The following is a 22,898-nucleotide window of genomic DNA, read 5'->3' on the forward strand; positions in this document are numbered from 1 at the left end:
TGCCGTTCCCCGGGGCTGGTGCGGCCGTCCGAACGCCCCACCGGAGCGAGGTGCGATGCGTCGCTTGCCCGGCGGGCCGGAGCAGAAGCGCCGTGCCCGCCCCGAACCGACGGTGGTGCACCGCGCCGTCCGGGTGACGGCGGCCGCGTGCGCCGGCTTCTACGCCTTCCGCTACGGCTTCCACCAGCCGGTGACGGCCACCTACGCGCTGTTCGGGGCCGTGGCGGTCGGGGTCCTGGCGCGGGTCGAGGGCGGTGCGCGCACCCGGGCGCGCACGCTGCTGCTCACCCTGCCGTCCGCCTGGGTGCTGATCTGCCTGGGCACCGCTCTGGCCGTCCACGCGTGGACGGCCGCGCTGGGCATGGCGGGCGTCGGGTTCGCGGTGTCCTTCGGCTCGGTGGGCGGGCCGCGGCTGGTGGGACTGGCCAACGGACTCCAGCTCTTCTACATCCTCCCCTGCTTCCCGCCGTACGCCCCGGACACCCTCCCGCACCGGCTGGCCGGCGTGACCGTGGGGCTGCTCCTGCTCGCCGCGGCCGAGCTGCTGCTCTGGCCGGAGCCCGCACCGCCGGACTACCGCGACCGGCTGGCCCGCGCCGCCCGGGCGCTGGCCCGGTTGGCCGACCTCGCCGCCGCCGAGTGCGCCGGCCGCCGCCCGGCCCCCGCCGTCCCGACCGGTCCCCACCCGCCCGGCCCGTCGGCGGGGCGCGCTCCGCCGACGCGCGGGCCGGCCGACGACGAGGACGACACGGCGGAGGCGAAGGAGGCCGCGGCCCGGCTGGACGAGCTGCGGCTCTCCCGGATCCCGATGACGGAGCGGCCCGCCGGGCCGGGCGCCGTCGACCGGGCCCTCACCCACAGCGGCACCGTTCTGCACGCCGTCGCCGCCGACCTCCAGCGGGTCCGCCGCTACAGCGCCCCGGGCGGTCCCTCCGCACTGGCGGCCGGACTGGTGGCCGCCACCGCGCAGGCCCTCCGCGCGGCCGCCGCCGGAGTGCGGCCGGGCGGCCCGCTGCCCTCCGCCCAGTCGATCGAGGCCCGCATCGCCGCCTTCGAGACCGCGCGCACCTCGTCCGCGCCCGTCGCGTCCACGGACGCCGACACCACCGACCGCGGCCCGGCCCCCGACCCGCCGTCCGGTGACGGCGACGGCGACGGCGACGGCGACCTTGGCCACGACGCTGAGCACGATGACCACCACGATCACGACGACCACCACGACGACCACGACCAGGGGCGAAGGGCGGTGGCGCGGCTGGTGCTCGGCTCGGCCGCGCTCAACGCCGCCGAGGGCGCCCGGTTCCTCACCCTCACCACCCGCACCGCCCGCCACGCGCCCCCACCTCCCGACGACACGCCCCCCGAGGAGCGTCCAGGCCCGTTCTGGTACGCCCACGAACCGGCCCCACTGCTCTGGTGGCGCCGCATCAGCGGCAATCTGACACCCCGCTCCGTCTACTTCCGCAACGCCCTGCGCACGGCCGGGGCCCTGAGCGCGGCCCGGCTGGTGGCCGGCGCCCTCGACCTCAGTCACGGCTTCTGGGTCCTGCTGGCGACCCTCACCCTGATGCGCACCAGTGCCGCCGACACCCGGATGACGCTGCGCCCCGCTCTGGCCGGCACGGCCGGTGGCGCCCTCGTCACCGCCGTGCTGCTGATCGCGGTCGGCGAGCACCCCGTCTTCTACGCCGCAGCGCTGCCGCCGGTGATGCTCTTCGCGTTCACCGCCGGCCCGGTGCTCGGACTCGCCTGGGCCCAGGGCACCTTCACGGTCGTGGTCGCCATGGTCTTCACCCAGCTGGCACCGGCCGGTTGGCGGCTGGCGGAGGCCCGCCTGGTCAACGTGGCCACCGGCGCGACGATCGGCATCCTCGCCGGGCTCTGCGCCTGGCCCAAGGGCGGCGGCCACGACCTGCGGCGTCGCACCGCCGAACTGCTCGACCAGAGCGCCGCCGCCCTGCGCGAGACCGTCGCCGTACTCACCGGGACGGGCCCGGCGCAGGGCGCCCTGCGCCGGGCGCGGCACTCCGCGCTGCTCACCGAGGCGCTCTACGCCCAGTACCGGAGCGAGCGGCACGACCCGGCCGAGGACGGCCCGGACTGGCAGGCGGCCGTGCGCGCCGGACAGCACACCGTCCGACGCGCCGAACCACTGCTGGTCCGCATCCCGCCCGGCGGCGCGGCGACCGGCCCCGAAGGGGCGGCCGCGCTGCTGGGACGCGCGGACCAGGTCGCGGCCGCGTTCCGCCGCCAGGGCGCGGCCCTGCGCATACGCGCCCCCGCCGGCACCACGGACCACGAGCTGGCCGACGCCCGCACCGCCCTGCGCGACGCCCGACTGCTCGCCACCCGGACGCCGTCCGACGCCGCGGCGCTGGACGCCGTGGACGTGACCCTGTGGCTCTCCGGGCTGCTCGACGACCTGGAGCGCGTCGACAGCGGTGCGCCCGCCCGTCCCACCCCGGACGCGACCCGCTGACGCCCTTCGCCGAGCACGCCCGTGAACAGCCCGGGACCGATCGGCCCCCGGAGCCCCGTGCCGGAGCCCGTGCGCGGATTCCCGCTCCGGCCGGCCGCCGCCCGGCTAGCGTTGCTCCGTATGACGCAGCCCAAGATCGAGATCACAGCCGAAGCCGTCCGAGAGCTGCTCCGCGAGCAGCACCCCGACCTGGCCGATCGCCCGGTGACGTTCGGTGCGCGCGGCTGGGACAGCCAGCTGTGGCGGCTCGGCGACGACCTCGCCGTCCGCCTGCCCTGGGCGACGGACTCCGCGGACGCCCTGCTGCGCAAGGAGCACGCCTGGGTGCCCGGCCTCGCTCCGCAGCTGCCCCTGCCGGTGCCCGTCCCGCAACGGCTCGGCGAGCCCTCCGACCGGTTCGCTCGGCACTGGACCGTCACCACCTGGGTACCCGGAGATCCCGCCGACCGCGCCCCCGTCACCCGGGGCGCGGAGGCCGCCGGCGCCCTGGCCGCGTTCCTGACGGCCCTTCACCGGCCCGCCCCGGAGGGCGCGCCCGCCGGCCGCGGCCGTGGTGGGCCGCTGGCCGAGCACGCCGAGGGGTTCGCCCGGGCACTCGCCGAGGCGACGGAACTGGGTCTCGTCCCCGACCCGGACGCCGCGCGTGCGGTCTGGGAGGACGCCGCCGCCGCGCCCGTGTGGACCGGCCCGGCGCTGTGGCTGCACGGCGACCTCCACCCGGCCAACGTCCTCACCGCGGAGGGCACCATCTGCGGCGTGATCGACTTCGGCGACCTCTGCGCGGGCGATCCGGCCTGCGACCTCGCCGCCCCCTGGATCCTCCTCCCGGACGGCGCAGCCGACGACTTCCACCGGGCCTACGGGGCGGCCCTGCGCCGCGCCCGCGGCTGGGCGCTCCTGCGCGCCCTCGGCGGCCTCCTCATCGGCGAGGCCGGCCGCCTCGGCCGCCCCGGCGGCCAGCCCACCTGGGCCCCACCGGCCGCCGCCTCCCTCCGCCGCCTCGTCGCGACGGCCCACCGCTGACCGGAAGCCGGCACGGAGGCCGAGCCGGGCCGCGCGGAGCGGGAAGTCGGCCTGCCCGACTTCCCGCTCCGCGCCGCGGGACTCCCCCGGCCGGTCGGCGTGCCGCACGCGGCGCGGCCGCACTCACCCCGCCAGACTGAGGCCGGATGTGCGCCCGCCCGCGTGGCGGTACCGGCGATTCTCTGAACAAGGCGATTCTGGACAAGGAGTGCAGGCGTGACGGAGCGACCCGAGAGCAACGACACCATCCCGGCGGAGTTCGACGGACTCGTGGGGGAGTTCCGCGATCTGCTCGCGAAGTACCCCCAGGCGGCCGGACACTTCTCGCTCGCCTACCACCCCGCGGGGGGTGACGGCCCGAACCTGAGCACCCCGAAGACGGCGGGATTCATTCAGCCCGTCTTCGAATGCGAGAAGATCGACGAGGGATTCATCGTGTGCAGGCGCGTCGACGAGCAGTGACGGGCGGTGAGCTCGAACCGGCTGACCGCCCACCCCGCCCGTCACCGGCCGGTACACGCGCGAGGACTCGACGGTGGTGCGGCGGTCGACCCGGCCCGAGAAGTCGTCCGGTCGCGACCAGGGCATGCCTTCCAGTGGCTCGGCTCGGATCCTTGGGCGGGTAACTTGTAGGCTGCCCGACTGGTCTTGATCACTGTCGTGGATGTGCAGCCTGCTGCACATGAAGGAGGGGTTGGCGCGTGGCGGAGAAGCCTGTGCGGAATTCGGTGTCGCTGGGTGTGTTCCTCGCGGTGGCGGCTCACCCCGGGGCGGCGTTCAGCGCTGTCGAGCTGGCGGGTCGCGGCATTACCGCGGACGCGGCCGCGAACCGTTGGGTGCTGGAGGTCGGGAAGTCTTCCTTGGACAGCTTCACCCTGTGCGACAAGATGATCGAGTTCGGCACGATGGAGGATCAGCTCGTTGAACTGTGGCAGGAGCATGGGACCGGCGAGGTTGACGCGGCGGCTTTCGAAACCCGTCTGGCGGAGATCGTCGAAGCCATGGAGAAGTGGCCGTCCCTCCCGGATGGGCCCGTGGAGGACTTCTCACGCCGCCTTCGTCGGGTACTTGGTCCAGGCACGGATGGGTGATTCGGGGGCGAAGTTGGTCTTCGGCTCGGCTCGGACGTTGCGCGAGCACCACGTACAACTTCTCTCCGGGCCACGGGGCACACAGGGCTTGAGCAGCGACAGGAACTCGCGCCGCCGTTTTCGCTGACGGATGCGGTAGTACATCTGCCGGTGGCGCGGTCGAGGGCGGCGAGCATGTGCATTACGCCGTCGTAGCGGTTGTGGGTGGCCCGCAGCCGGCGCGGGGAGCATACCGGTCGCCATGCCCTGCCTTTGCGGGACATCAGGTTCAGCGATCGTCGCCGGGCGGAGGGTCGTAGAGGTCCAGGATCCGGCGCATCTTGGCAATGACGTCGGGGTTGTTCGGAGACTTCCAGGTCGTGGCTGTCTGCCAGGAGACCTCAGTGCGTCGAACCCCCGCTCATTGAACGCGTGGATGACGTCGCGCGCGTAGTTGGCGCTGACCCGTATCAATGAGGGGATGTCCGGCACGGATTGGCTTGTGCGGACATCAGCACGACGATTGCCCGTCGCAGCTTCACCAGATCCTTGGCGGTTCGGCTGATCCGCTGCAGCCGACGCCCTTCCTCCACGTTCACCGGCCGGACGAACACTCCCGGACGAAGCCCCACGACCACCTCCCCGGTCACAGCCCGGAGGCAGCGTGCCGTGCAGCGGATCCGAGACGAGCTACTAAGCCAGGCGGCGCGCCTCCAGGAGGTAGGTGAAGCAGCTTGGGGCCTTGGCCGGTGGCGTGAAGCCGGCTGCCGCTCCGGAGAGGGCGACCAGCGCACCTACGGGATCGGCCTGGTGCAAGGTCCAGGCTGCGCCGGCGCCGGCGAGAGCCAGCGACACCAGCGGGCGGCCCCACGCCCGTCGGGCCCGCCGGAGCGCGGCGGCCTGGTCGCCGATCGCCTCGGATCGGTCACGCACCAGCCGCTCGCGGTCCGCCGGGTGCTCGACGCCCTCGAGCTCACCGACGAACCTGCGCAGGTCTCGGGCGTAGGCGCGGTAGGCGCTCCCGTGCTCGCGACGGTAGTCGATGATCTCGTCGAGCGGCACCCGGGAGAGGTCGACGCCGGTGTCCACCAGATCGCGGTGCAGGACGAACGACGTGGGACCGACCTGCTCGGCCGTGGCGGCCGTCGTGCGACCACCCGATCCGGGCAAGTCACCGACCAGGTGGAGGCGGTGATCGGAGATCCGTCGCTGCGCGGCGAGTCCCAGGGCCATGAGGACGGCCGCGCTGGTGTCTTGAGACATCTCGATCATGTCCGGCCCCAGATCGGGGCGGCGCCGGACCGCTGCGCCCTTCTCCCCCATCTCCGCCAGGAGCGCGGCCCTCAGGTCCTCGGGGCCGATATGGTGATCGGTCAGCGGAACCCGGTACTGGCGCGAGCCCTCGGCTGAGGCGGCAAGACCGGAGATCAGGCTCCGGTCGACGCTCTCCTGGATCAGGCGGGCGCCGTCGGCGTCGAGCCAGGCCTGGGGCTCCCGGTTGTGCAGCAGACCCGCGGCGCGCAGTTGGCCGGCCAACCGGTCCTCGCGAGCCACCACCTCCCGGAAGTGGTTGTCGGGCAGCAGGAGGGCGAAGCCGTCGAAGTAGAGCAGCAGGCTCTTCATCCGCCCCGCGAGCGCACTGTCCCAGATCCAGCCCGAACAGTAGTGCGCCAGCTCGAGTGGCTTGCCCTCGGTACTCATCCCAGCAGTCTGGCAGCGGGCCTTGATCGCGCGGGGGTGATCCGGTGAATCGCCCTGCCCGGCGTGGGAAGTCGGCCGGTTCGACTTCCCGCTCCGCCCGCGCGCGGCGTCGTCCGGTCGCTCCTACAGGTGGCGGGCGAGGAAGAGCTCGGAGGCCGTCACCTCGAAGTCGGGGAGCTCCAGGTGGCCCCCGGGGTTGGCGTGCAGGGTCTTCTCCCCGGAGGGGAAGGCGTCGAAGAGGGCGAGGGCCGCCTCCCGCGGGACGAGTTCGTCGTCCCACTGCACCAGGAACTCGACCGGGACGGTGACCCGGCGGGCCGCCTCGGTCAGCGAGTCGTGGCCGGCCAGACCGAACACGCCCGCGGTGATCCGGGGGTCGGCCGCGGCCAGCGGAACGCCGATCACGGTGCCCAGCGACAGGCCCCAGAAGCCGACCGGGCCGTCCGGGCCGACGGCGTCGAGCCTGCGCAACGCGTCGATCACGGCCTGCCATTCGGGCACGGCCTGCTCGGCGAGGGCCGCGGTGTGCCGGGCGACGTCTGCGCTGACCGGCCGGCCCGTCGCCAGGAGCTCCCCGATCTCGGTGGCGAACCGTTCGTCCTGTGCCGTCCGCGGCCGCTCCCCGTGCCCGGGTGCGTCGATGGCCGCGACGGCGAAGCCGTACCGGGTGGCGCAGCGGCCGGCACGGGCCACCAGGCCCGGGGCCAGCTTGTGCTGGCCACCGCCGTGGCCGAGCAGCACCAGCGGCCGGCCGGTGGGCGTAGCGGCCACGTCGGCGGGCGAGCCGGTGGGCGAGCCGGCCGGCAGCCAGAGGACGCCGGGGACGCCGTCGAGGGTGAAGCGGCGCTCCGTGACGCCGTCCGCGGTCGACTCCGAGGTGAAGCGCACGGGTGTCGTCGCCTTTCGGGTGCGTGCGGGAGTGGCGCGTTCGGAGGACCGACCACACCGGGATCCGAACGTCCGGAGGCCTGAGGGAACGGAGGTCCGGACGTCTCATGATGGCGGCCACCGTCGGCCGCCGGAACGCCGGGGTCCGCTCCCCGGCCCGCCCCCTTCCCCTGACGTTCCCCTGACGGCACCCTGCGCTCGGTTCGCATACGGGCCCATGGCAGGATACTTGCGACAGTCGGCATTCAGGTCAGGACAAGGACCGGGATACGACCGCCAGGCGCCGGAGGCACGGGAGTGGAGGAGAGACCGATGGCCCGCAGGAAGCACCGCGTCGCCGTGCTCGTGCTGGACGGCGCGAAGCCGCTCGACGTGGGCATCCCGGCCCAGGTGTTCTCCACCCGGCCGAGCATGCCCTACGAGGTGCGGGTCTGCGGCGCCGCCCCCGGGCTGGTGACCGGCGGCGACGGGCTGGCGTACCACGTGGCCGACGGGCTCGACGCCCTGGAGCAGGCCGACACCGTCTTCGTCCCGGGCTACCGGGACCCGGCGACCACCGCGCCGCCGGCGGCGGTGGTCGAGTCGCTCGTGGCCGCCCACGACCGGGGCGCCCGGCTGGCGGCCATCTCCACGGGTGCGTTCGCGCTGGCGGCGACGGGCCTGCTCGACGGCCGGAAGGCGACGACGCACTGGCACTACACCAAGGCGCTCGCCGAGCAGCACCCGCTGGTGTCGGTCGACGAGAACGTGCTGTTCGTCGACGAGGGCGACATGCTCACCTCGGCGGGCGCCGCCTCGGGCATCGACCTCTGTCTGCACCTGGTGCGGCGCGACCACGGGGTCGGGCTCTCCAACCACGTGGCGAGGCGGCTGGTGGCCGCCCCCTACCGCAGCGGCGGGCAGGCGCAGTACGTGCCGCGCAGCGTGCCCGAGCCGCTCGGCGACCTGTTCGCGGACACCCGGGAGTGGGCCCTGGCCCACCTGTCCGAGCCGCTGACCCTCGAAACGCTCGCCCGGATCGCCCGGGTCTCGGCCCGGACGTTCTCCCGGCGGTTCGTCGAGGACACCGGCTACACGCCCATGCAGTGGGTGCTGCGGGCCCGCGTCGACCTGGCCCGCGAACTGCTCGAACGCACCGACCTGGGCGTCGAGCAGATAGCCGACCGGGTCGGACTCGGCACCGGCGCCAACCTGCGGCTGCACTTCCAGCGCATCCTCGGCACCTCGCCCACGGAGTACCGGCACACCTTCGCGGCCCCGACCGCCTGACCGACGGACGGCTGCGGCTCGACCGCCCGGCCCGCCCGACCGACGGCCGCGACTCGGCCGCCTGCACGCCACACCTCGACGACCGGAGCGCTCCCCGACGGCCGGGCCGTCGCGCCCGCCGCCTTCGCCCCCGCCCCGAAACGCCGCCGCACCGACCCACGCGACCCGACATCCGTGCTGGTCGGGCCACTTGGACCTGCCCTGACCCGCCACCCCCAGGGGGTCGCCGAGCGGCGCCCCGCGGCAGTGGCGAGATCCTTGCGCTGGTTGGCGAGGATCATGGCGAGATACTTGCGCACCCTGTCATTCCTGCCCCTGTCGGGCGAGCTCCCGGCTGCCGATCATGGATGGCGAAACGACCGGTATCCGGAAGGAAGCCTCCATGACCCGCATCGCCATCAACGGATTCGGCCGCATCGGGCGCAACAGCCTGCGCGCCCTGCTCCAGCGCGGCAGCGACCTCGAGGTGGTCGCCATCAACGACCTCTCCGCGCCCGAGTCGCTCGCCCACCTGCTGAAGTACGACAGCGCCCTGGGCCGCCTGAACCGCAGCGTCACGGTCGACGAGGGCGACCTCGTCGTCGACGGCCGCCGCATCAAGGTGCTCGCCGAGCGCGACCCCGCCGCCCTGCCGTGGGCCGAGCTCGGTGTCGACATCGTGCTGGAGTCCACCGGCCGCTTCACCTCCGCCGACGCCGCCCGCGCGCACATCCAGGCCGGCGCCCGCCGCGTGCTGGTCAGCGCGCCGTCCGACGGCGCCGACGTGACCCTCGCCTACGGCGTCAACACCGACGCGTACAACCCGGCCGAGCACGTCATCATCTCCAACGCCTCGTGCACCACCAACGCCCTGGCCCCGCTGGCGTCCGTCCTGGACGACCTGGCCGGCATCGAGCACGGCTTCATGACCACCGTGCACGCCTACACCCAGGAGCAGAACCTCCAGGACGGCCCGCACCGCGACATGCGCCGCGCCCGCGCCGCCGGCGTGAACATCGTGCCGACCACCACCGGTGCTGCCAAGGCCATCGGCGTGGTGCTGCCGAACCTGGACGGCAAGCTGTCCGGCGACTCCATCCGCGTCCCCGTCCCGGTGGGCTCGATCGTCGAGCTCAACACCACGGTCTCCCGCGAGGTCACGCTCGAGGAGGTCCTCGACGCCTACCGTGCCGCCGCCGACGGCAAGCTCAAGGGCATCCTCGACTACGCCGACGAGCCGCTGGTCTCCGGCGACATCACGGGCGAGCCCGCGTCCTCGATCTTCGACGCCGCCCTGACCCGCGTCGACGGCAAGCACGTCAAGGTCGTCGCCTGGTACGACAACGAGTGGGGCTTCTCCAACCGCGTCATCGACACGCTGGAGCTCCTGGCCCGCGACTGACGCGGCCCGGTCCCGTACGCCCGAGGCCTCCGGAGGCCGACGCCCCCGACCGTGGAGGCGCAGGGGCTCGGTCCCGGCAGCGGCGCGAGACAGCACGGACCCGAGGGGGCCCGGACGGAATGTTCCGACATTCCGTCCGGGCCCACTGCCTATTCCGGCCCCCTGACGGCAGCAGCCTGGCGTCCCGTCGCTGCTGTTCCGCGCCTCCGGACCTCGGCGCCCCGCGCGCCCGACCTCAGGGGCGCACCCCGAGGACCTGCTCCAGCTCGATGCCGTCCGCGTCGTCCAGACCGCCGGCCACGAACGCGTCCACCGCCGGCGCGGTGTCGAGACGGCCCTGCCAGCTGCGGACGACCTCGTGCAGGGGCGTCAGGTCGTAGGTCTGCCGGGAGTCCTCCAGCGCCTTGCCCCAGTCCCGCTCGAACGCCAGCAGCCACCGGTCGGCGCGGGCCGCGTCCCGGTCGGCGCGGATGCGCGCGACCAGCCGGGCAGCGGCCGCCGGCGCCGGAACGGGCAACGGGGCCGGCACGGGCAACGGGGCCGGCGGCAGGGCGGGGATGCGGTCGGGCTGGGCGCTCAATCGGTCCTCCACTTCGTCCTCGGCCACGGTACGGCAATCACATCCGCCCGGTGGGCACGGTGAGTTGATTTCCCGTTCACCGGTCACCGTGAACACCGACGTCGGCTTGTCGTGCAGTGGGTCTCCGCGTCAGCATCCTGGACCGATCCACTCGCCCGCCGCAGCGTTGTCGACACCCTCATGTGTGCAGCCGCAGACGGTTCACTCGCTCTTGGCCCGGCTGGAACCGGGCCTGCTCGAATGCGTGCCACGCGTTGCTGAGCATGCCCGGCACGGGTTGCGCCGCCTGGCCGCCTCGTTCCACAAGAATCTCCACGGAATCGCATATGACCGTTGCGTGCTCCACCGGAGTTCCGATCAGGGCAGGTGATCGAAGCGCCTGCTTGAGGAGTCGTAGGGCTTCGGGTGCCCGTCCAACCTGCCGCTCCGCTGCGGCCCACCAGCGCAGAGCAAGGCAGCCGTCCCGTGCTGCACCCATCGCTACGACCTGATCGTGGGCCTCTGCCAGTAGCCGACGAGCCTCTTCCGGCTGTCCTGCGGCGAGGGCTGTCCGTCCCTGGACAACACGAGTGCGCGCAAGCCCCAGTTCAGATCCCACGTCCGTGTATACGTCCCGGCACTCGTCGAGGTGCAGTACGGCTTCCTGGGGGCGGCCATCGGCCAGGTCGAGGCACGCGCGCAGCCGTAGGGTGTCCGCAATACCCAGCGGGAGTCCCTTGTGCCGGTACCGGCTGAGGGCTTGCTCGCACTTGTGACGGGCAGCGGCCCACTCCTCGTATCGGAGGTGCAGCTCCGCGTGTGCTCGCAGAGTCTCCGCCTGCCCCAAGACGTCCGTTCCCGGATACATGGCGAGGGCGTTGTTCAAACAGCGATCAGCCCTGTGGTACTCACCCCGCAAGCCCGCCAGTTCACCCTGGACGCGTTCGCCGAGGCAGCGACCGTAGAGATTGCCGCTGTCTTCGAACATCCTCCGCGCCGCGCTCAACCATCGGGCCGCAGCGCTGAGATCGCCACTTGTCAGTGCCAGGGCACCGAGGCCGTGCAGGGCATATGCCAGCCCGAGGCCGCCGTCGGCCAAGCGGCGGCACTCCTCGAACGCGGCGCCGGCCGCCTTCAGGTCGCCACGCGCCAGCGAGACCTCTCCCTGACGCCGAAGCAGGATCACCTTTCCCTGGGTGTCGTTGGCCCGTTCCAGTGCTTCGTCGGCGTCTTCGAGTAGTCCGCCGGCTTCGGTCAGTCGCCCGTGCCGCATCGTGCGAGTCGCCTGTTCAAGCAGAGAGATGCCGAGTCCCCGGGGGTCCGCGTGCAGGCGCGCCATCGCCTGCGCGTTGCGTCCATAGCGCTCGGCGTCATCGATCCGGCCCTGGATCCGTGCCACATCCGCTGCGTACTGGTAGCCGGTTTGGAGGAGCCCGGGATTCCTGCGCCGCAGTTCGCCGCGCTGTTCCGGGGCCAGCACCGCATCGGTGAGCCACATGGCAGCGTCCAGACGCCCGTTGCAGTAGGCGAAGTCCAGCTGCTCACGCCAGGCTTCGGCGCAGCTGAAGTCGCCGAGGGCGAAGCGGTGGTATGTCTCCTCCTCGAAAGACCCCGTCCGTGCGTAGTACCGCACGGCGGCCCTGTGTAGCGCGGCCCAGGCGGGCTGTGGCCGGAGGTGGCGCAGTACGCTGCCTCGGATCATGTCGTGGACTCGGAAGCCGGTTCCGGGAGTTCCGTCAGCCGAGAGGGTGGGCTGAGCGAAGGACAGAGCCCTCACGGCTGCAGCCGTGCGTGCGAGTTCAGCGTCACTGACCTCCTCGCCCTCCTCGCTCTCCGCCGCGGCCTTCAACAGCGCGCGAAAGAGTTCATGGTTCTCCACCGTGCGGGGTATGGACGCGGCGTGGATCGCTATGCGCAGCAGTACCGGGACGTGGGTGTCGAGGAGATTGGTCCAGATGTTCTCTGGGGTGCTCTCCTCAAGCTCGTCCCGACTGAGGGGCCTGGGGGAAGTCAGCAATAGGTCCGTCAGCGCCGCAGCCCAGCCGGGTATCCCTGCGGACGCCTTCGCCACGTTTTCGCGGTCTTCCCGGGGAAGACCACGGGAAGCGAGATACCTACTGGTGTCCTTACTCTCCCAGGGAGGCAACTCGTGGTGCCGGACATCGATGTCGCCTGGAAGCTGCACGCCCTTCTGGCCTGCGAAGACGACGGTCATCCCGGAGATCGAGAGTAAGTGGCGCACCAACTCCGTCGTGAGCCAATGCCCGTGGAGCCGGAATCCTCCCCACTGACCTGGGGAGGGATCGCGCACCTCACCAGTGGTAGGCCCGTCGAAGCGGGAAATGCGCTCTAGGTTGTCGAAGAGCACGCAGGTCCTGGGTAGCTCGAGTTCCTTAAGATCGCTACCGAAGGCCTCGGTCAGTGCCTCGCGACGCAACCGCTTGGCCTGGAACAAGAACTCGCGGTTATCGACAGTGACCCGGGGCGCACTGTGCTCGATCCTGCCGCCGAACAACGCGAGAGCGCGACTTCTGACGTTGACTTTGGGAGGCTTCTGAGGTTTCGAATTCTTGCGCCTACATTTGCGGTAATGCTTGAAAGGCCGCCCTGTCCAAGCTTCGATCTGGCCAGCCAGCAGCTCCAGCAAGGTTACAGCGGGATCATCGTCGTCCGGCCTATTGTAGTAGGGGTCTCGGAGATCGATAAGCCGGCATCGATACTCTGGCAGGCTGGCCAGATGCTGCAGCAGGGTCGACTTTCCCAGGAGCGGCCCAGCAGAGAGCACCCAAGCTCTTGGGCCGTCCTGCAGGTTCAGCATCCGGTGAAAGGACTGTATTTCGGCGGAGCGGTCGACGAAACCGCCCTCCGTCGCGCTGGATAAGCTCCCTGAATTCTCCAGCGGCTCACGCGAGGGTGGCGGGTCACTCTGCGTCAAGGCGCGAACCTTCGATCTGCCCATGCCTGCTCGCACGCTGGTCGACGTCAGCGTTGCTGGCAGACACGGGGGAATCGGTGATGTGGCCGTTCTGGACGGCGATCTGCACGATGTCGGCACCGTCACGCCCGTGGGCGGGAGAACGCAGAATCGAGCCGCCCCTCCCCGCCCGCTGCCGGATCCTCGTGCGGCTGCCCGGACTGCCTCCGACACCGGTGACCGCGATGAGGACAGCCGCGATGGTGAGCGCGCCCAGCGCGGCGGTCAGGGGCCAGCTCCACTGGTCAGTGATCAGGTTGGTGACCACACCGACGGCCAGGCTGACCAGCACTCCCGCCGCAGCTATGGCTTTGGGAACCCAAGTTGGCATTCAGCCCCCCAGATCAACTGGCCTTGACGCACGGAGCCTATCGGCGACGCGACCAGGATAGAGGCGGTTCCCCGCCCGTGACGACAGTCTGGCCCAGGTCCGCGGGAGGAGAAGAACAGTCTCGCGATCGCCCGGAACGAATCGTTCGGTGGCTGGACCAAGACCCTCACCGACCCCCTGTCACTGCTGGAAGATCATCTGCTGCGAGCCCGACCTGCCAGTCGATGAGCAGATCGACCAGGTCATCGGCAGGCTCCGGCCCCCATGGAGGCGCACACCAATCTCGGGCCACCGCCGGGAATACGTCATCCTTGCCGCGAGGTTGACCCGGCAGACACCCACCGACGGCGATAGGGGAACTGCAAGGTGACACAGGTGAGGGAGCTCTACCTGAGCGTGGCGGACGCAGCGGCGAAGCTGTTGGCTGCACCGGAGGTCGCAGACAACTGGCACCAGCCCTCCGCACTGGCGAAGCTCAGCGTCCAGGGGCTGGCGGGTCACCTGGCCGGGCAGGTCTTCTTCATCCCTACGGTGCTGGCAGAGCCGGTCCCCACCGAGCCCACCATCTCGATCCACGAGTACTACGCGCGAGTCAGCTGGATCGGCTCGGACCTTGACACTCCGTTCAACCAGGCCATTCGATCCGGCGGCGAGGAAGAGGCGGCTGACGGTCCGGCCGCGCTGGCCGCGCGAGTCACCGCATGCGTCGAGGAACTGCGCGACGTCCTGCCCACCACGCCGGATCGCCCGGTTCGTCGGCCCACCTGGGGGTCGTGGTCGATCGGTCTCGACGACTTCGTCGCCAGCCGGATGCTGGAGCTCGCTGTTCACTCCGACGACCTTGCGCACAGCGTCGGGTTGCCGACTCCGGAGTTCCCGGCCCCCGCCGTCGAGACCGTCGTGGACTTGCTGTCGCGGATCGCCCTACGCCGCCACGGCGCCACCAACGTCCTGCGCGCACTGAGCCGCAGCGAACGCGCACCGGCTTCCATCTCGGCGCTCTAACGCAAGCCCCTGAACCGGTCAAAGGCTAGCGAACGGCCCTCCAAGGGACTGTCACGCCCGCAACCGTGGCGCGGCACGTCCCTGACGCACTGTGAGGGCCACGACCATGTCACTTCGAGGGCACGCCCGCAAGGGCAGGGGTCAGCCGAGGCAAGGCAGCACGACGCCGACTCGCAGGCCCTCCTCCCCGCAGGCGCGGGAGTCGGCCGACGCCCATCAGCCACCGGCGGGTGACTGCGGCGTCCCCCGCGCCGGGGGGATCAGCCGGTGCTGCGGGACTGCGGGATCGCTCACATGAGCCAGACGCCCGATGCGGCAGGCGGGTTCTGAGCCTGACCTGACCTGCGCCACAGTGTCGCGCGAGGAGGATCCGATCGCTGTGCAACCCGGTCGCCGCTCTCAACCCTCTCGTCGTGAGCCCTCGCGCCTCGCTGTGCCAGCCGCCGCGCAGCGGCCCTGTCCGAGTACGCCGGCCGACGTGCAGTCGCCGATGCCGAAGGTCCAGCCCGTCGACTGAGGCACTCCGCCCACGCCCGCCACCGTGTGGTGGGCCTCCGGAAGGCCACTGGGACCGGCGGCCGAATGCTTGCCGAGACGCCTCCGTGATGACGTCGCGACCCACCAGGCTCTTTCATATCTGCTCGAATCTGGCTATCTTCAAGCACATGCAAGCAGGCTTCGCCGGTGCGCGCGCGGGCCTGTTCGCTGGTGCCGCCGACGGCCGAGCAGCGCGGCAGCCCGTCCCCCAGCGCGCGACAACGTTCCCAGGACTGCTCACAGCTCTCTGCAATCCCCACGAGCGGACCAGGCGCCAGGACGCCGGTCCGCAGGACGAAGGCGGTATCAGCAGTGAACAAACGTGTCATCGGAATCCCGGCGGCGTGCGCGGCCGCCGTCCTCGTCCTCACCTCCTGCGGCAGCAGCGGTGACGGCGGCTCAGGCGACGGGAACGTGACCCTCAAACTGGTGGCCGCCGACTACGGCGACAAGGAGACCAACAGCTCGAAGGCCTACTGGGACGGCGTCGCCACCGCCTTCAGCGCGGCCAACCCCGCCATCCGGATCGACGTCCAGGTGGTGAACTGGAACGACATCGACAAGCAGGTCAAGACGATGATCCAGAGCGGGAACGTCCCCGACGTCCTGCAGACCGGCGGCTACGCCGACAAGGTCGCCGACGACCTCCTCTACAAGGCCGAGGACGTGCTGTCGACGGGCACCCGGGCCAATCTCATCGACACCTTCGCCGACGCCGGCAAGGTCGGCGGCGTCCAGTACGGCATCCCGTTCGTGTCCTCCGCCCGCGCCTTCTTCTACAACAAGGGCGTCTTCCAGCAGGCCGGCATCGCCCAGCCGCCCGCCACCTGGGACGAGGTCCGCAAGGACGCCGAGCTCATCAAGGCGAAGGTGCCCGGCGTCACCCCCTACGCCCTGCCGCTCGGCCCCGAGGAGGCCCAGGGCGAGAGCATGATGTGGGAGCTCGGCAACGGCGGCGGCCACACCGACAGGAGCGGCAAGTACAGCATCAACAGCCAGGCGAACATCGACACCTTCGGCTGGCTGAAGGCCAACCTCGTCGACACCGGCCTGACGTACGCCAACCCGGCGACCACCGACCGCAAGACGGCCTTCGCCGACTTCGCCGCGGGCAAGGCGGCCATGCTCAACGGCCACCCCTCGCTGATCCAGATGGCCAAGGACGGCAAGGTCGACTACGGCGTCGCGCCGATCCCCGGCAAGGCCGGCCCGCTCAAGTCCACCCTCGGCGTGGCGGACTGGACGATGGCCTTCAAGAAGAACGGCCACCGCGAGCAGATCAAGAAGTTCCTCGACTTCGTCTACGCCAAGGACAACACCCTCAGGTTCGACGAGACCTACAACCTGATGCCGGTCACCCAGGACACCCTGCGGGAGATGACCGCCAGCGGCCGGCACAAGGACCTCGAACCGTTCTTCGCCCTGCTGCCGCAGGCCTCCTTCTACCCGCTCGGCGACACCACGTGGGACGCCGTCTCCGCCGAGCTCAAGAAGAGCATCGGCAGCGCCGTCGCCGGCGACCCGGCCAAGGTCCTGGGCGACCTGCAGAAGAAGTCCCAGGACGCCGTCGCGAACAAGTAGGCGGTCGCACCCGTCCGGAAGGCACCGCACGTGTCCCTCAAGTCCACCGCTGCGCGGCCCCGCCGGTCCGGTCGGCGCGCGCCCGCCCGCTCCGCCCTCGGCCGCCTCGGCCCGCTGCCCTGGATCGGCCCGGCCGTCCTGCTGATCCTGTTCGTGGTCCTGTGGCCGGTCTACGAGATGGTCCGCACCTCGTTCCTGCGGATCAGCACCAGCGGGTTCGTCCGCGGCTCCGCCGGGCTCGACAAGTACCGCAAACTGTTCGGCGAGTCCGACCTCGGCCCCGTCCTGCTCCGGACGGCCGCCTGGACGGGCGCCGTCGTCGGTCTGACGATGCTGCTCTCGCTGGCCCTCGCCCAGCTGTTCGACCAGCGCTACCCGGGCCGCCGGATCACCCGCTGGGCGCTGATCGCGCCCTGGGCGGCGTCCGTGCTGATGACCTCGATCGGCTTCAAGTGGATGCTCAACCAGACCGCCGGCGTGCTCAACACCGCGATGACCGACCTCGGTCTGATCGACGGCCCCCAGGACTGGCTCGGCCGACCCTCGACCGCCTGGCCCTGGATGACGGCGGTCGCCGTCTTCGTCTCCCTCCCCTTCACCACCTACACGCTGCTCGCCGGCCTGCAGACGGTGCCCGGGGAGCTGTACGAGGCCGCCCGCGTGGACGGCGCCTCCCCCTGGCAGACCTATCTGAGGATCACCCTGCCCCTGCTGCGGCCGGCCTTCCTGGTCGGCGTGGTGATCAATCTGATCAACGTCTTCAACTCCTTCCCGGTCATCTGGGGCATGACCCAGGGCGGACCGAGCAGTGACACGGCCACCACGACCGTGTTCATGTACCAGTTGAAGAACACCGACATCGGCGAGTCCGCGGCGATGTCCGTCGTCAACTTCGCACTGGTGGTGCTGATGGTGCTGGCGTTCCTCAGGGTCAGCCGCTGGAACAGGGAGGAGAACTGATGGCGGCCACCCCGCCCGTCGCCCCGGCCGCTTCCGCACCCGCCCCGCGGGAACGGCCGGCCCCGCCCCGGGCCCCGCGCCGGTCGGCGCGCACCACCCCCGGCCGGGCCGGGCGCCGGATCGGGCCGCGCACCCTGCTCGTCACGGCCGTGGCCTGGCTGCTGGCGGCGGTCTTCGTGCTGCCGTACCTGGAGATGGTCGTCACGGCGCTGCGCCCGGCGAACGAGCTGCGCGACCCGACCTACCTGCCGGAGCACTTCGCCTGGTCCAACTTCGTCGACGTCTGGCGCGAGTCGACGCTCGGCGGCAACCTGAGGGTGACCCTGCTGGTCGCCGGCGGCTCCACGCTGCTCGCGCTGCTGGTCGCGCTGCCCGCCGCCTACTACACCGCGCGCGTGCGCTACCGGGGGCGGCGGCTGTTCCTGCTGCTCGTCCTGGTCACCCAGATGTTCCAGCCGACCTCGCTCCTGGTGGGCCTCTACCGCGAGTTCTACCAGCTCCACATGCTCAATTCGGTCTGGACGCTGATCCTCTGCAACGCCGCGTTCAACCTGGCCTTCACCATCTGGATCCTGACCGCCTACATCGGCTCGATCCCGGTGGCCCTGGAGGAGGCGGCCATGATCGACGGCCTCGGGCGGCTCGGGGCGCTGCGCCGGGTGGTCCTGCCGCTGGCGATGCCGGGCGTGGTGACCGCGGTGATCTTCACCTTCATCGCGGCGTGGAACGAGTTCGTGATGGGACTGACCCTGTCCACCGAGCCGGACAGCCAGCCGCTGACGGTGGGCATCAACGGCTTCGTCGGCAACTACACCGTGCAGTGGAACTACCTGTTCGCCGGGTCGGTCGTCGCCATCGTGCCGGTCGTGGTGCTGTTCGCCTTCATCGAGCGGCAGGTGGTCTCCGGGCTGACCGCCGGATCGGTCAAGTAGCGCACCGCCCGGCGGGCGCCCGCTCCCGTCCCTGGCCCTCGGGGGCGGGCCCCGACCCGCCCCCGAGGGCCGGTCGTCGTCCGTGGGTCAGGCCCGCTGCAGCCGGACGCCGACGTCGGTCAGCGCCTTCTCCTGCTCCTCGGAGAGGCCGTCGTCCGTCACCACGTCGTGGATGTCCGCCAGCGGGCAGATCGAGGCGAACGTGACCCGGCCGATCTTGGTGCTGTCGGCGAGGACGACCGAGCGCGCGCTGCCGCGCAGGAAGGCGCGGTCCGTCTGCGCCTCCATCTCGTCGTGCGTGGTGCAGCCCTCGTGCGCCGTGAGGCCGTCGACCCCGATGAAGGCGAGGTCGAAGTGGTACTGCGCGAGCATCCGGTCCGCGGCCGGGCCGACCAGCTCGTAGCTCGCCGACCGGGCGAGCCCGCCGATGACGACCAGGCGGACCTCCGGGCGCACGATCAGCTCCGCCGCGATGTTGACGGCGTTGGTCACCACGGTGATCCCGCCGCGCTCGGCCAGGACGCGGGCGAGCTCGGTGGTGGTCGTGCCGCCGGTGAGCCCGACGACCGCTCCCTCCGGGACCAGCTCCGCGGCCGCCCGGGCGATCCGCCGCTTCTCCTCCCGCTGCTTCTCGCTGCGGTGGCGCAGCGGGAGTTCGAGGTTGACCGCGCCGGTCACGGCTCCGCCGCGGGTGCGCTGCAGCCGGCCCTGGTCGTGCAGCTCCTGGAGGTCCCGGCGGACCGTCGCACCGGAGACCCCGAGCAGCTCGGAGAGCACGTGCACGTTTGCGCTCCCCTCCTCGGCGACATGGGCGAGGATCCGGGCGGCGCGATCAGCTTTGAGCATGGACGGAGTGTAGCTCCGGGGGTGGACACCGCTTCGGACCACCGTCCGACGGCGGAGCCGCGCCGCTGCGGGGACCGGCCCGACCAGGGCGGATCCGGCGCTCCGCCGTCCTTCGGGGGCCGCGGCGGGCGGCGCTGCGCCGTGCTGGGCCGCCGTGCGGGCACGACCACCATCGCCATGTACTGCTCACATCTGAACAGGCGGGGACGGCCCCGGCGGGTGCACCGGACTTCCGCCCGGTGCACCCTCCGCGCGTCCCGGCCGGGAGCGGCTCAGCCGCTCCCGGCGCGGCCGGCTCCCCCGCCCGCCGGGGCGGTTCGCCCGGGGGCGCCGCCCGCCGCAGCGCCGGTCGCGGGGGCCCTGGCCGCGGGGGCGCCCGTCGCCGTGAGCTCGGCCGCGCTGGTCCACGGCCCGCGGTCGCCGGCCTCGCTCAGCGCCCGCAGCCGCAGGTAGCGCCCGGCAGCGGCCGGGAACGACACCGTCTTCTCGGTGCCGGTGTCCCCCCAGGTCCCGGTCGCCACCGGGCCGCCCCAGGACGTGGCCGAGTCGGAGACGTAGACCTCGTACCGGCCGATGCGGCCGTTGACCCCGCCGTCCTGCCGGGGCAGGTAGCGCAGGCCGTCGACGGCGTAGCGGGCGCCGAGGTCGATCCGGATCTCGTGCGGCAGCGCCGCGGGCGTGCCGCCGGAGTAGGCGGTGTGCCAGAGGCTGCCGCTGCTGCCGTCGAAGGCGTTGGCGGCGGCGCCGTTCTCGGCGGCGGTCTCCTGGCTGTCCGCCGACACCAGCTTCCAGGCGGACCTGTCCAGCACCGGCGAGCCGCCGGTCCCGGTCGTCGGGGTGGGCAGGGTCGCACCGGCCAGGGTGACCGTGAACGCTCCGGACTGGCTGCCCGCCTTGACGCGCAGCACGCCGCCGCGGTCGGCCGGGTCGAAGAACCAGCCGGTGGCAGCTGCCTCGTAGTCCGCCGGGGAGGCCTGCCGGGCGAGCGGGGCCGGGCCGAGGTTCACGGCGCCGGGCGCGCCGGCCAGGTGGACGGTCAGCTCGTAGCCGCGCTCGGCGGGCTTGCCGGCGTAGGAGCCGGTGCTCGCCCCGACGTCGACGGTCACGGTCCCCGTGCCCGAGGCCGGCGCGTCCACGGTGACCTGCTGCCGGGCCGAGGCGCCGGCCCAGTAGGCGCGGGTGAGGCCGTCGTCCTCGTACAGGCTGAACGCCGACCGTCCCGACGGGTACAGGTCGTAGGTGAGGGTGGAGACGGGCTTCTCGCCGGTGTGGTTCATCTGCGGCCACATCGGGACGATGCCGCCGCCCTTGACGAACACCGGCGTCGAGTCGAGCGGCGCCGGGTGGCCGTTGAGCGTCGTCGGGCCCTGGTAGACCCGGCCGGTCCAGTAGTCGGTCCACGTCCCGGCGGGCAGGTAGATGCCGTCGCGGGTGGTGCCGCCGGTCGTCACCGGGGCGACCAGGAAGGAGTCCCCGGCCATGAACTCCTGTGCGGTGGCGTTGCCCTGGGCCACCGGGTCGTCCGGGTACTCCAGGACCAGCGCACGGGTCGAGGGCACGCCGGTGGTGCTGGCGGCCTGGCTCATCGTGTACAGGTAGGGCATCAGCCGCATCTTGGTCTGCAGCGCCTTGCGGTTGGCCGACAGGTAGGGCTCCGCGAACCGCCAGGGCTGCTTGTCGGTGTAGCCGGCGGACGGGTTGGTGGCGCCCCAGCCGGACATGGTCATGAACGCCGGGGTGAACGCCTTCCACTGGAGGTCCCGGGTGTAGGTCTCCGGGCTGCCGCCGAAGATGCCGTCGACGTCACCGGAGGCGTAGTTGAGGCCGGACAGCCCGGCGCCCACCACGGCGGGGACGGTCCAGCCCATGGTCGGCCAGTCGCCACGGGTGTCGCCGGTCCACACGACCGCGTTGCGCTGGGTGCCGGCCCAGCCGTCGACGGTCCAGACGAAGCGGCGGGCGTCCGAGTTGTCCTCGATCCCGGCGACGGCCTGGTTGACCCCGTCGAACGCGTACTTGTAGCCCCCGCCGATCCACGCCACGTCGGTCTTCACGCCCCGGGAGCCGTCGGTGCCGACCTCGGTCCCGATGTCGCTCAGCCCGGTGGAGGTCCAGAGCCCGGTGTGGAAGCCGAGACCCGCCAGGTCGGAGACCGTCTGCCGCAGGTCGGTGTAGCCGCAGCCGTAGCCGTCGTTGGGCAGGATCCAGCCGGACGGCATGTCCGCCTTCCGCGCGTCCTGCGCGTACCCGACCACGTCGGGTGTGGTCTGGTGCCGGGCCCGCGTGTGGTCGCCGGTGTAGTCGGGGTTCGAGGCGTTGAAGCAGTCGGCGTTGCCCAGTTCCAGGCCCCAGATCGGGGCGAGGAACGGCTTGCCGGTCACGTCGGTGTAGGCGCCCAGCACGCCCTTGAGCGAGTCGGCGACGAAGTAGTAGGCGTCGAAGCGCTTCTCGTTCTCGGTCGTGGCCACCGGGTCGGTGAACGCGTACGAACCGGGCGCCCAGGTGTTGCGCAGCACGCCGTACCCGTTGGAGGACATGTAGAACGGCGCCGGGCTGGCGTTGCTGTTCTGCTTCCACTCGTTGTCGACCGCGATCGGCACGGTCTGGTCCCGCAGGGCCCACGGCCCGAGCCGCAGTCCGGTGCCGTAGTACTGCTCGGCCGGGCCCCGGGTGAGGTACTGCGTCGTCCTCGACGCCGTCCAGGCGGTCGGCTTCGACTCCTGCCAGAGCAGCGTGCCGTCCGGCCGGTAGGCGGCGAAGGTGAGCGGTCGCTTGTAGGCCCGCAGGGTGACCGCGCCGGTGGCGATCTCGTAGAAGGGACCCCGGTCGGTGGCGGTGACGGTGGGGGTGCCGAACGCGGTGTTCACGGTGATGTCGCTGCCGGCCGGGTCGGTGAACCGGCCGTCGGGCGCGAGCTGGATGCGGAAGATGTCGGCGCGGATGAAGACGACCCGCACCGCGGTGCCCGAGGACGTGGAGACGGTGGAGGTCGTCCCGGACTGGCGGAAGGCCGTGATGTTCCCGGCCGTGCTCCCCGCCGCGGTGCCGGCCGGGGCAAGTCCGACCAGGACGGTGGAGAGCACGGCCGTCACCAGGCCTACGCGCCGCACCCGTTGCCGGGGCGGGCGGGTCCGGGTCCGGGTCCGGGCCCGGGTGCGGATCCCGGTGCGGGTGCGGTCGCAGGCACCCGTGCGGTCGCGGGTGCGGAGGTGGCCGAGGGCTCGGGCGAGCCGGCTTCGGATGGTGCCGCTCGGTTGGGGCATGACGGTCCCTCTCGGAACGGAGACAGATGCGCGGCGGAGCGAGCGTGCACCCGGATTGCATCAGTCACTGCTCAGTTCAGTCAACAACGCCAACTGAAT

At 71.9% G+C, this 22,898-nt stretch carries 17 protein-coding genes; 10 read left to right on the top strand and 7 right to left on the bottom strand.

Going from position 1 to position 22,898, the window contains the following annotated elements:
- Positions 1–55: 55 nt before the first annotated feature.
- From MCM47_RS31965 to MCM47_RS31980, 4 genes are all read left to right on the top strand, one after another.
- Entirely contained in the window at positions 56–2,479 is a 2,424-nt protein-coding gene (locus MCM47_RS31965) for an FUSC family protein (protein ID WP_238949391.1), read from the top strand.
- Positions 2,480–2,599: 120 nt separating this feature from the next.
- Complete coding sequence (locus MCM47_RS31970) at positions 2,600–3,502, top strand: phosphotransferase (RefSeq protein WP_238949393.1); 903 nt, start codon at positions 2,600–2,602, stop codon at positions 3,500–3,502.
- A 216-nt stretch (positions 3,503–3,718) separates the two neighbouring features.
- Positions 3,719–3,964 carry a hypothetical protein gene (locus MCM47_RS31975; RefSeq protein ID WP_238949395.1) on the top strand — a complete coding sequence of 82 codons (246 nt, stop codon included), beginning with the start codon at positions 3,719–3,721 and terminating at the stop codon, positions 3,962–3,964.
- A 239-nt stretch (positions 3,965–4,203) separates the two neighbouring features.
- Positions 4,204–4,593, top strand: a complete 390-nt coding sequence (locus tag MCM47_RS31980; protein WP_238949396.1) for a hypothetical protein — start codon at positions 4,204–4,206, stop codon at positions 4,591–4,593.
- Positions 4,594–5,265: 672 nt separating this feature from the next.
- On the opposite strand, the gene MCM47_RS31985 is transcribed toward MCM47_RS31980, so the two are convergent.
- Complete coding sequence (locus tag MCM47_RS31985) at positions 5,266–6,273, bottom strand: hypothetical protein (RefSeq protein WP_238949397.1); 1,008 nt, start codon at positions 6,271–6,273, stop codon at positions 5,266–5,268.
- Positions 6,274–6,396: 123 nt separating this feature from the next.
- Positions 6,397–7,161 carry a lysophospholipase gene (locus tag MCM47_RS31990; protein WP_238949398.1) on the bottom strand — a complete coding sequence of 255 codons (765 nt, stop codon included), beginning with the start codon at positions 7,159–7,161 and terminating at the stop codon, positions 6,397–6,399.
- A 312-nt stretch (positions 7,162–7,473) separates the two neighbouring features.
- On the opposite strand from MCM47_RS31990, the gene MCM47_RS31995 reads away from it, so the two are divergent.
- Together MCM47_RS31995 and gap are read left to right on the top strand one after the other, a co-directional pair.
- A complete protein-coding gene (locus MCM47_RS31995) occupies positions 7,474–8,430 on the top strand; it encodes a GlxA family transcriptional regulator (protein ID WP_238949399.1) in 957 nt (318 codons plus the stop codon).
- 382 nt (positions 8,431–8,812) lie between these two features.
- A complete protein-coding gene (gene gap, locus MCM47_RS32000; protein WP_238949400.1) occupies positions 8,813–9,811 on the top strand; it encodes a type I glyceraldehyde-3-phosphate dehydrogenase in 999 nt (332 codons plus the stop codon).
- A 235-nt stretch (positions 9,812–10,046) separates the two neighbouring features.
- Here gap and MCM47_RS32005 read toward each other — a convergent pair whose 3' ends face one another.
- The 3 genes from MCM47_RS32005 to MCM47_RS32015 all read right to left on the bottom strand — a co-directional run bounded on the left by MCM47_RS32005 (position 10,047) and on the right by MCM47_RS32015 (position 13,636).
- Positions 10,047–10,391, bottom strand: coding sequence for a DUF6247 family protein (locus MCM47_RS32005; protein ID WP_238949401.1), 345 nt, complete (start codon positions 10,389–10,391; stop codon positions 10,047–10,049).
- A gap of 178 nt (positions 10,392–10,569) precedes the next feature.
- Positions 10,570–13,305 carry a lipopolysaccharide assembly protein LapB gene (locus MCM47_RS32010; RefSeq protein ID WP_238949402.1) on the bottom strand — a complete coding sequence of 912 codons (2,736 nt, stop codon included), beginning with the start codon at positions 13,303–13,305 and terminating at the stop codon, positions 10,570–10,572.
- The gene (locus MCM47_RS32015) at positions 13,292–13,636 is read right to left on the bottom strand and encodes a hypothetical protein (protein WP_238949403.1); all 345 of its coding nucleotides are present in this window, start codon (positions 13,634–13,636) and stop codon (positions 13,292–13,294) included. The genes MCM47_RS32010 and MCM47_RS32015 overlap by 14 nt, the downstream gene beginning before the upstream one ends.
- A gap of 414 nt (positions 13,637–14,050) precedes the next feature.
- On the opposite strand from MCM47_RS32015, the gene MCM47_RS32020 reads away from it, so the two are divergent.
- From MCM47_RS32020 to MCM47_RS32035, 4 genes are all read left to right on the top strand, one after another.
- A complete protein-coding gene (locus MCM47_RS32020) occupies positions 14,051–14,680 on the top strand; it encodes a maleylpyruvate isomerase N-terminal domain-containing protein (protein ID WP_238949404.1) in 630 nt (209 codons plus the stop codon).
- Positions 14,681–15,529: 849 nt separating this feature from the next.
- Positions 15,530–16,798 (top strand): extracellular solute-binding protein, encoded by a 1,269-nt coding sequence (locus MCM47_RS32025; protein WP_238949405.1) that lies wholly within the window; start codon positions 15,530–15,532, stop codon positions 16,796–16,798.
- Between the two features lie 30 nt (positions 16,799–16,828).
- Entirely contained in the window at positions 16,829–17,758 is a 930-nt protein-coding gene (locus tag MCM47_RS32030) for a carbohydrate ABC transporter permease (RefSeq protein WP_238949406.1), read from the top strand.
- Positions 17,758–18,690, top strand: a complete 933-nt coding sequence (locus tag MCM47_RS32035) for a carbohydrate ABC transporter permease (RefSeq protein WP_238949408.1) — start codon at positions 17,758–17,760, stop codon at positions 18,688–18,690. Before MCM47_RS32030 ends, MCM47_RS32035 begins: the two co-directional genes overlap by 1 nt.
- A gap of 87 nt (positions 18,691–18,777) precedes the next feature.
- Here the strand turns inward: MCM47_RS32035 and MCM47_RS32040 are convergent, their stop codons facing one another.
- Both MCM47_RS32040 and MCM47_RS32045 read right to left on the bottom strand, forming a co-directional pair.
- Entirely contained in the window at positions 18,778–19,536 is a 759-nt protein-coding gene (locus MCM47_RS32040) for a DeoR/GlpR family DNA-binding transcription regulator (RefSeq protein ID WP_238949409.1), read from the bottom strand.
- 272 nt (positions 19,537–19,808) lie between these two features.
- Positions 19,809–22,799, bottom strand: coding sequence for a TIM-barrel domain-containing protein (locus MCM47_RS32045; RefSeq protein ID WP_238949412.1), 2,991 nt, complete (start codon positions 22,797–22,799; stop codon positions 19,809–19,811).
- Positions 22,800–22,898: the final 99 nt, after the last annotated feature.

The organism is Kitasatospora sp. A2-31 (assembly GCF_022288725.1).
In the GTDB taxonomy this organism is placed as follows: domain Bacteria; phylum Actinomycetota; class Actinomycetes; order Streptomycetales; family Streptomycetaceae; genus Kitasatospora.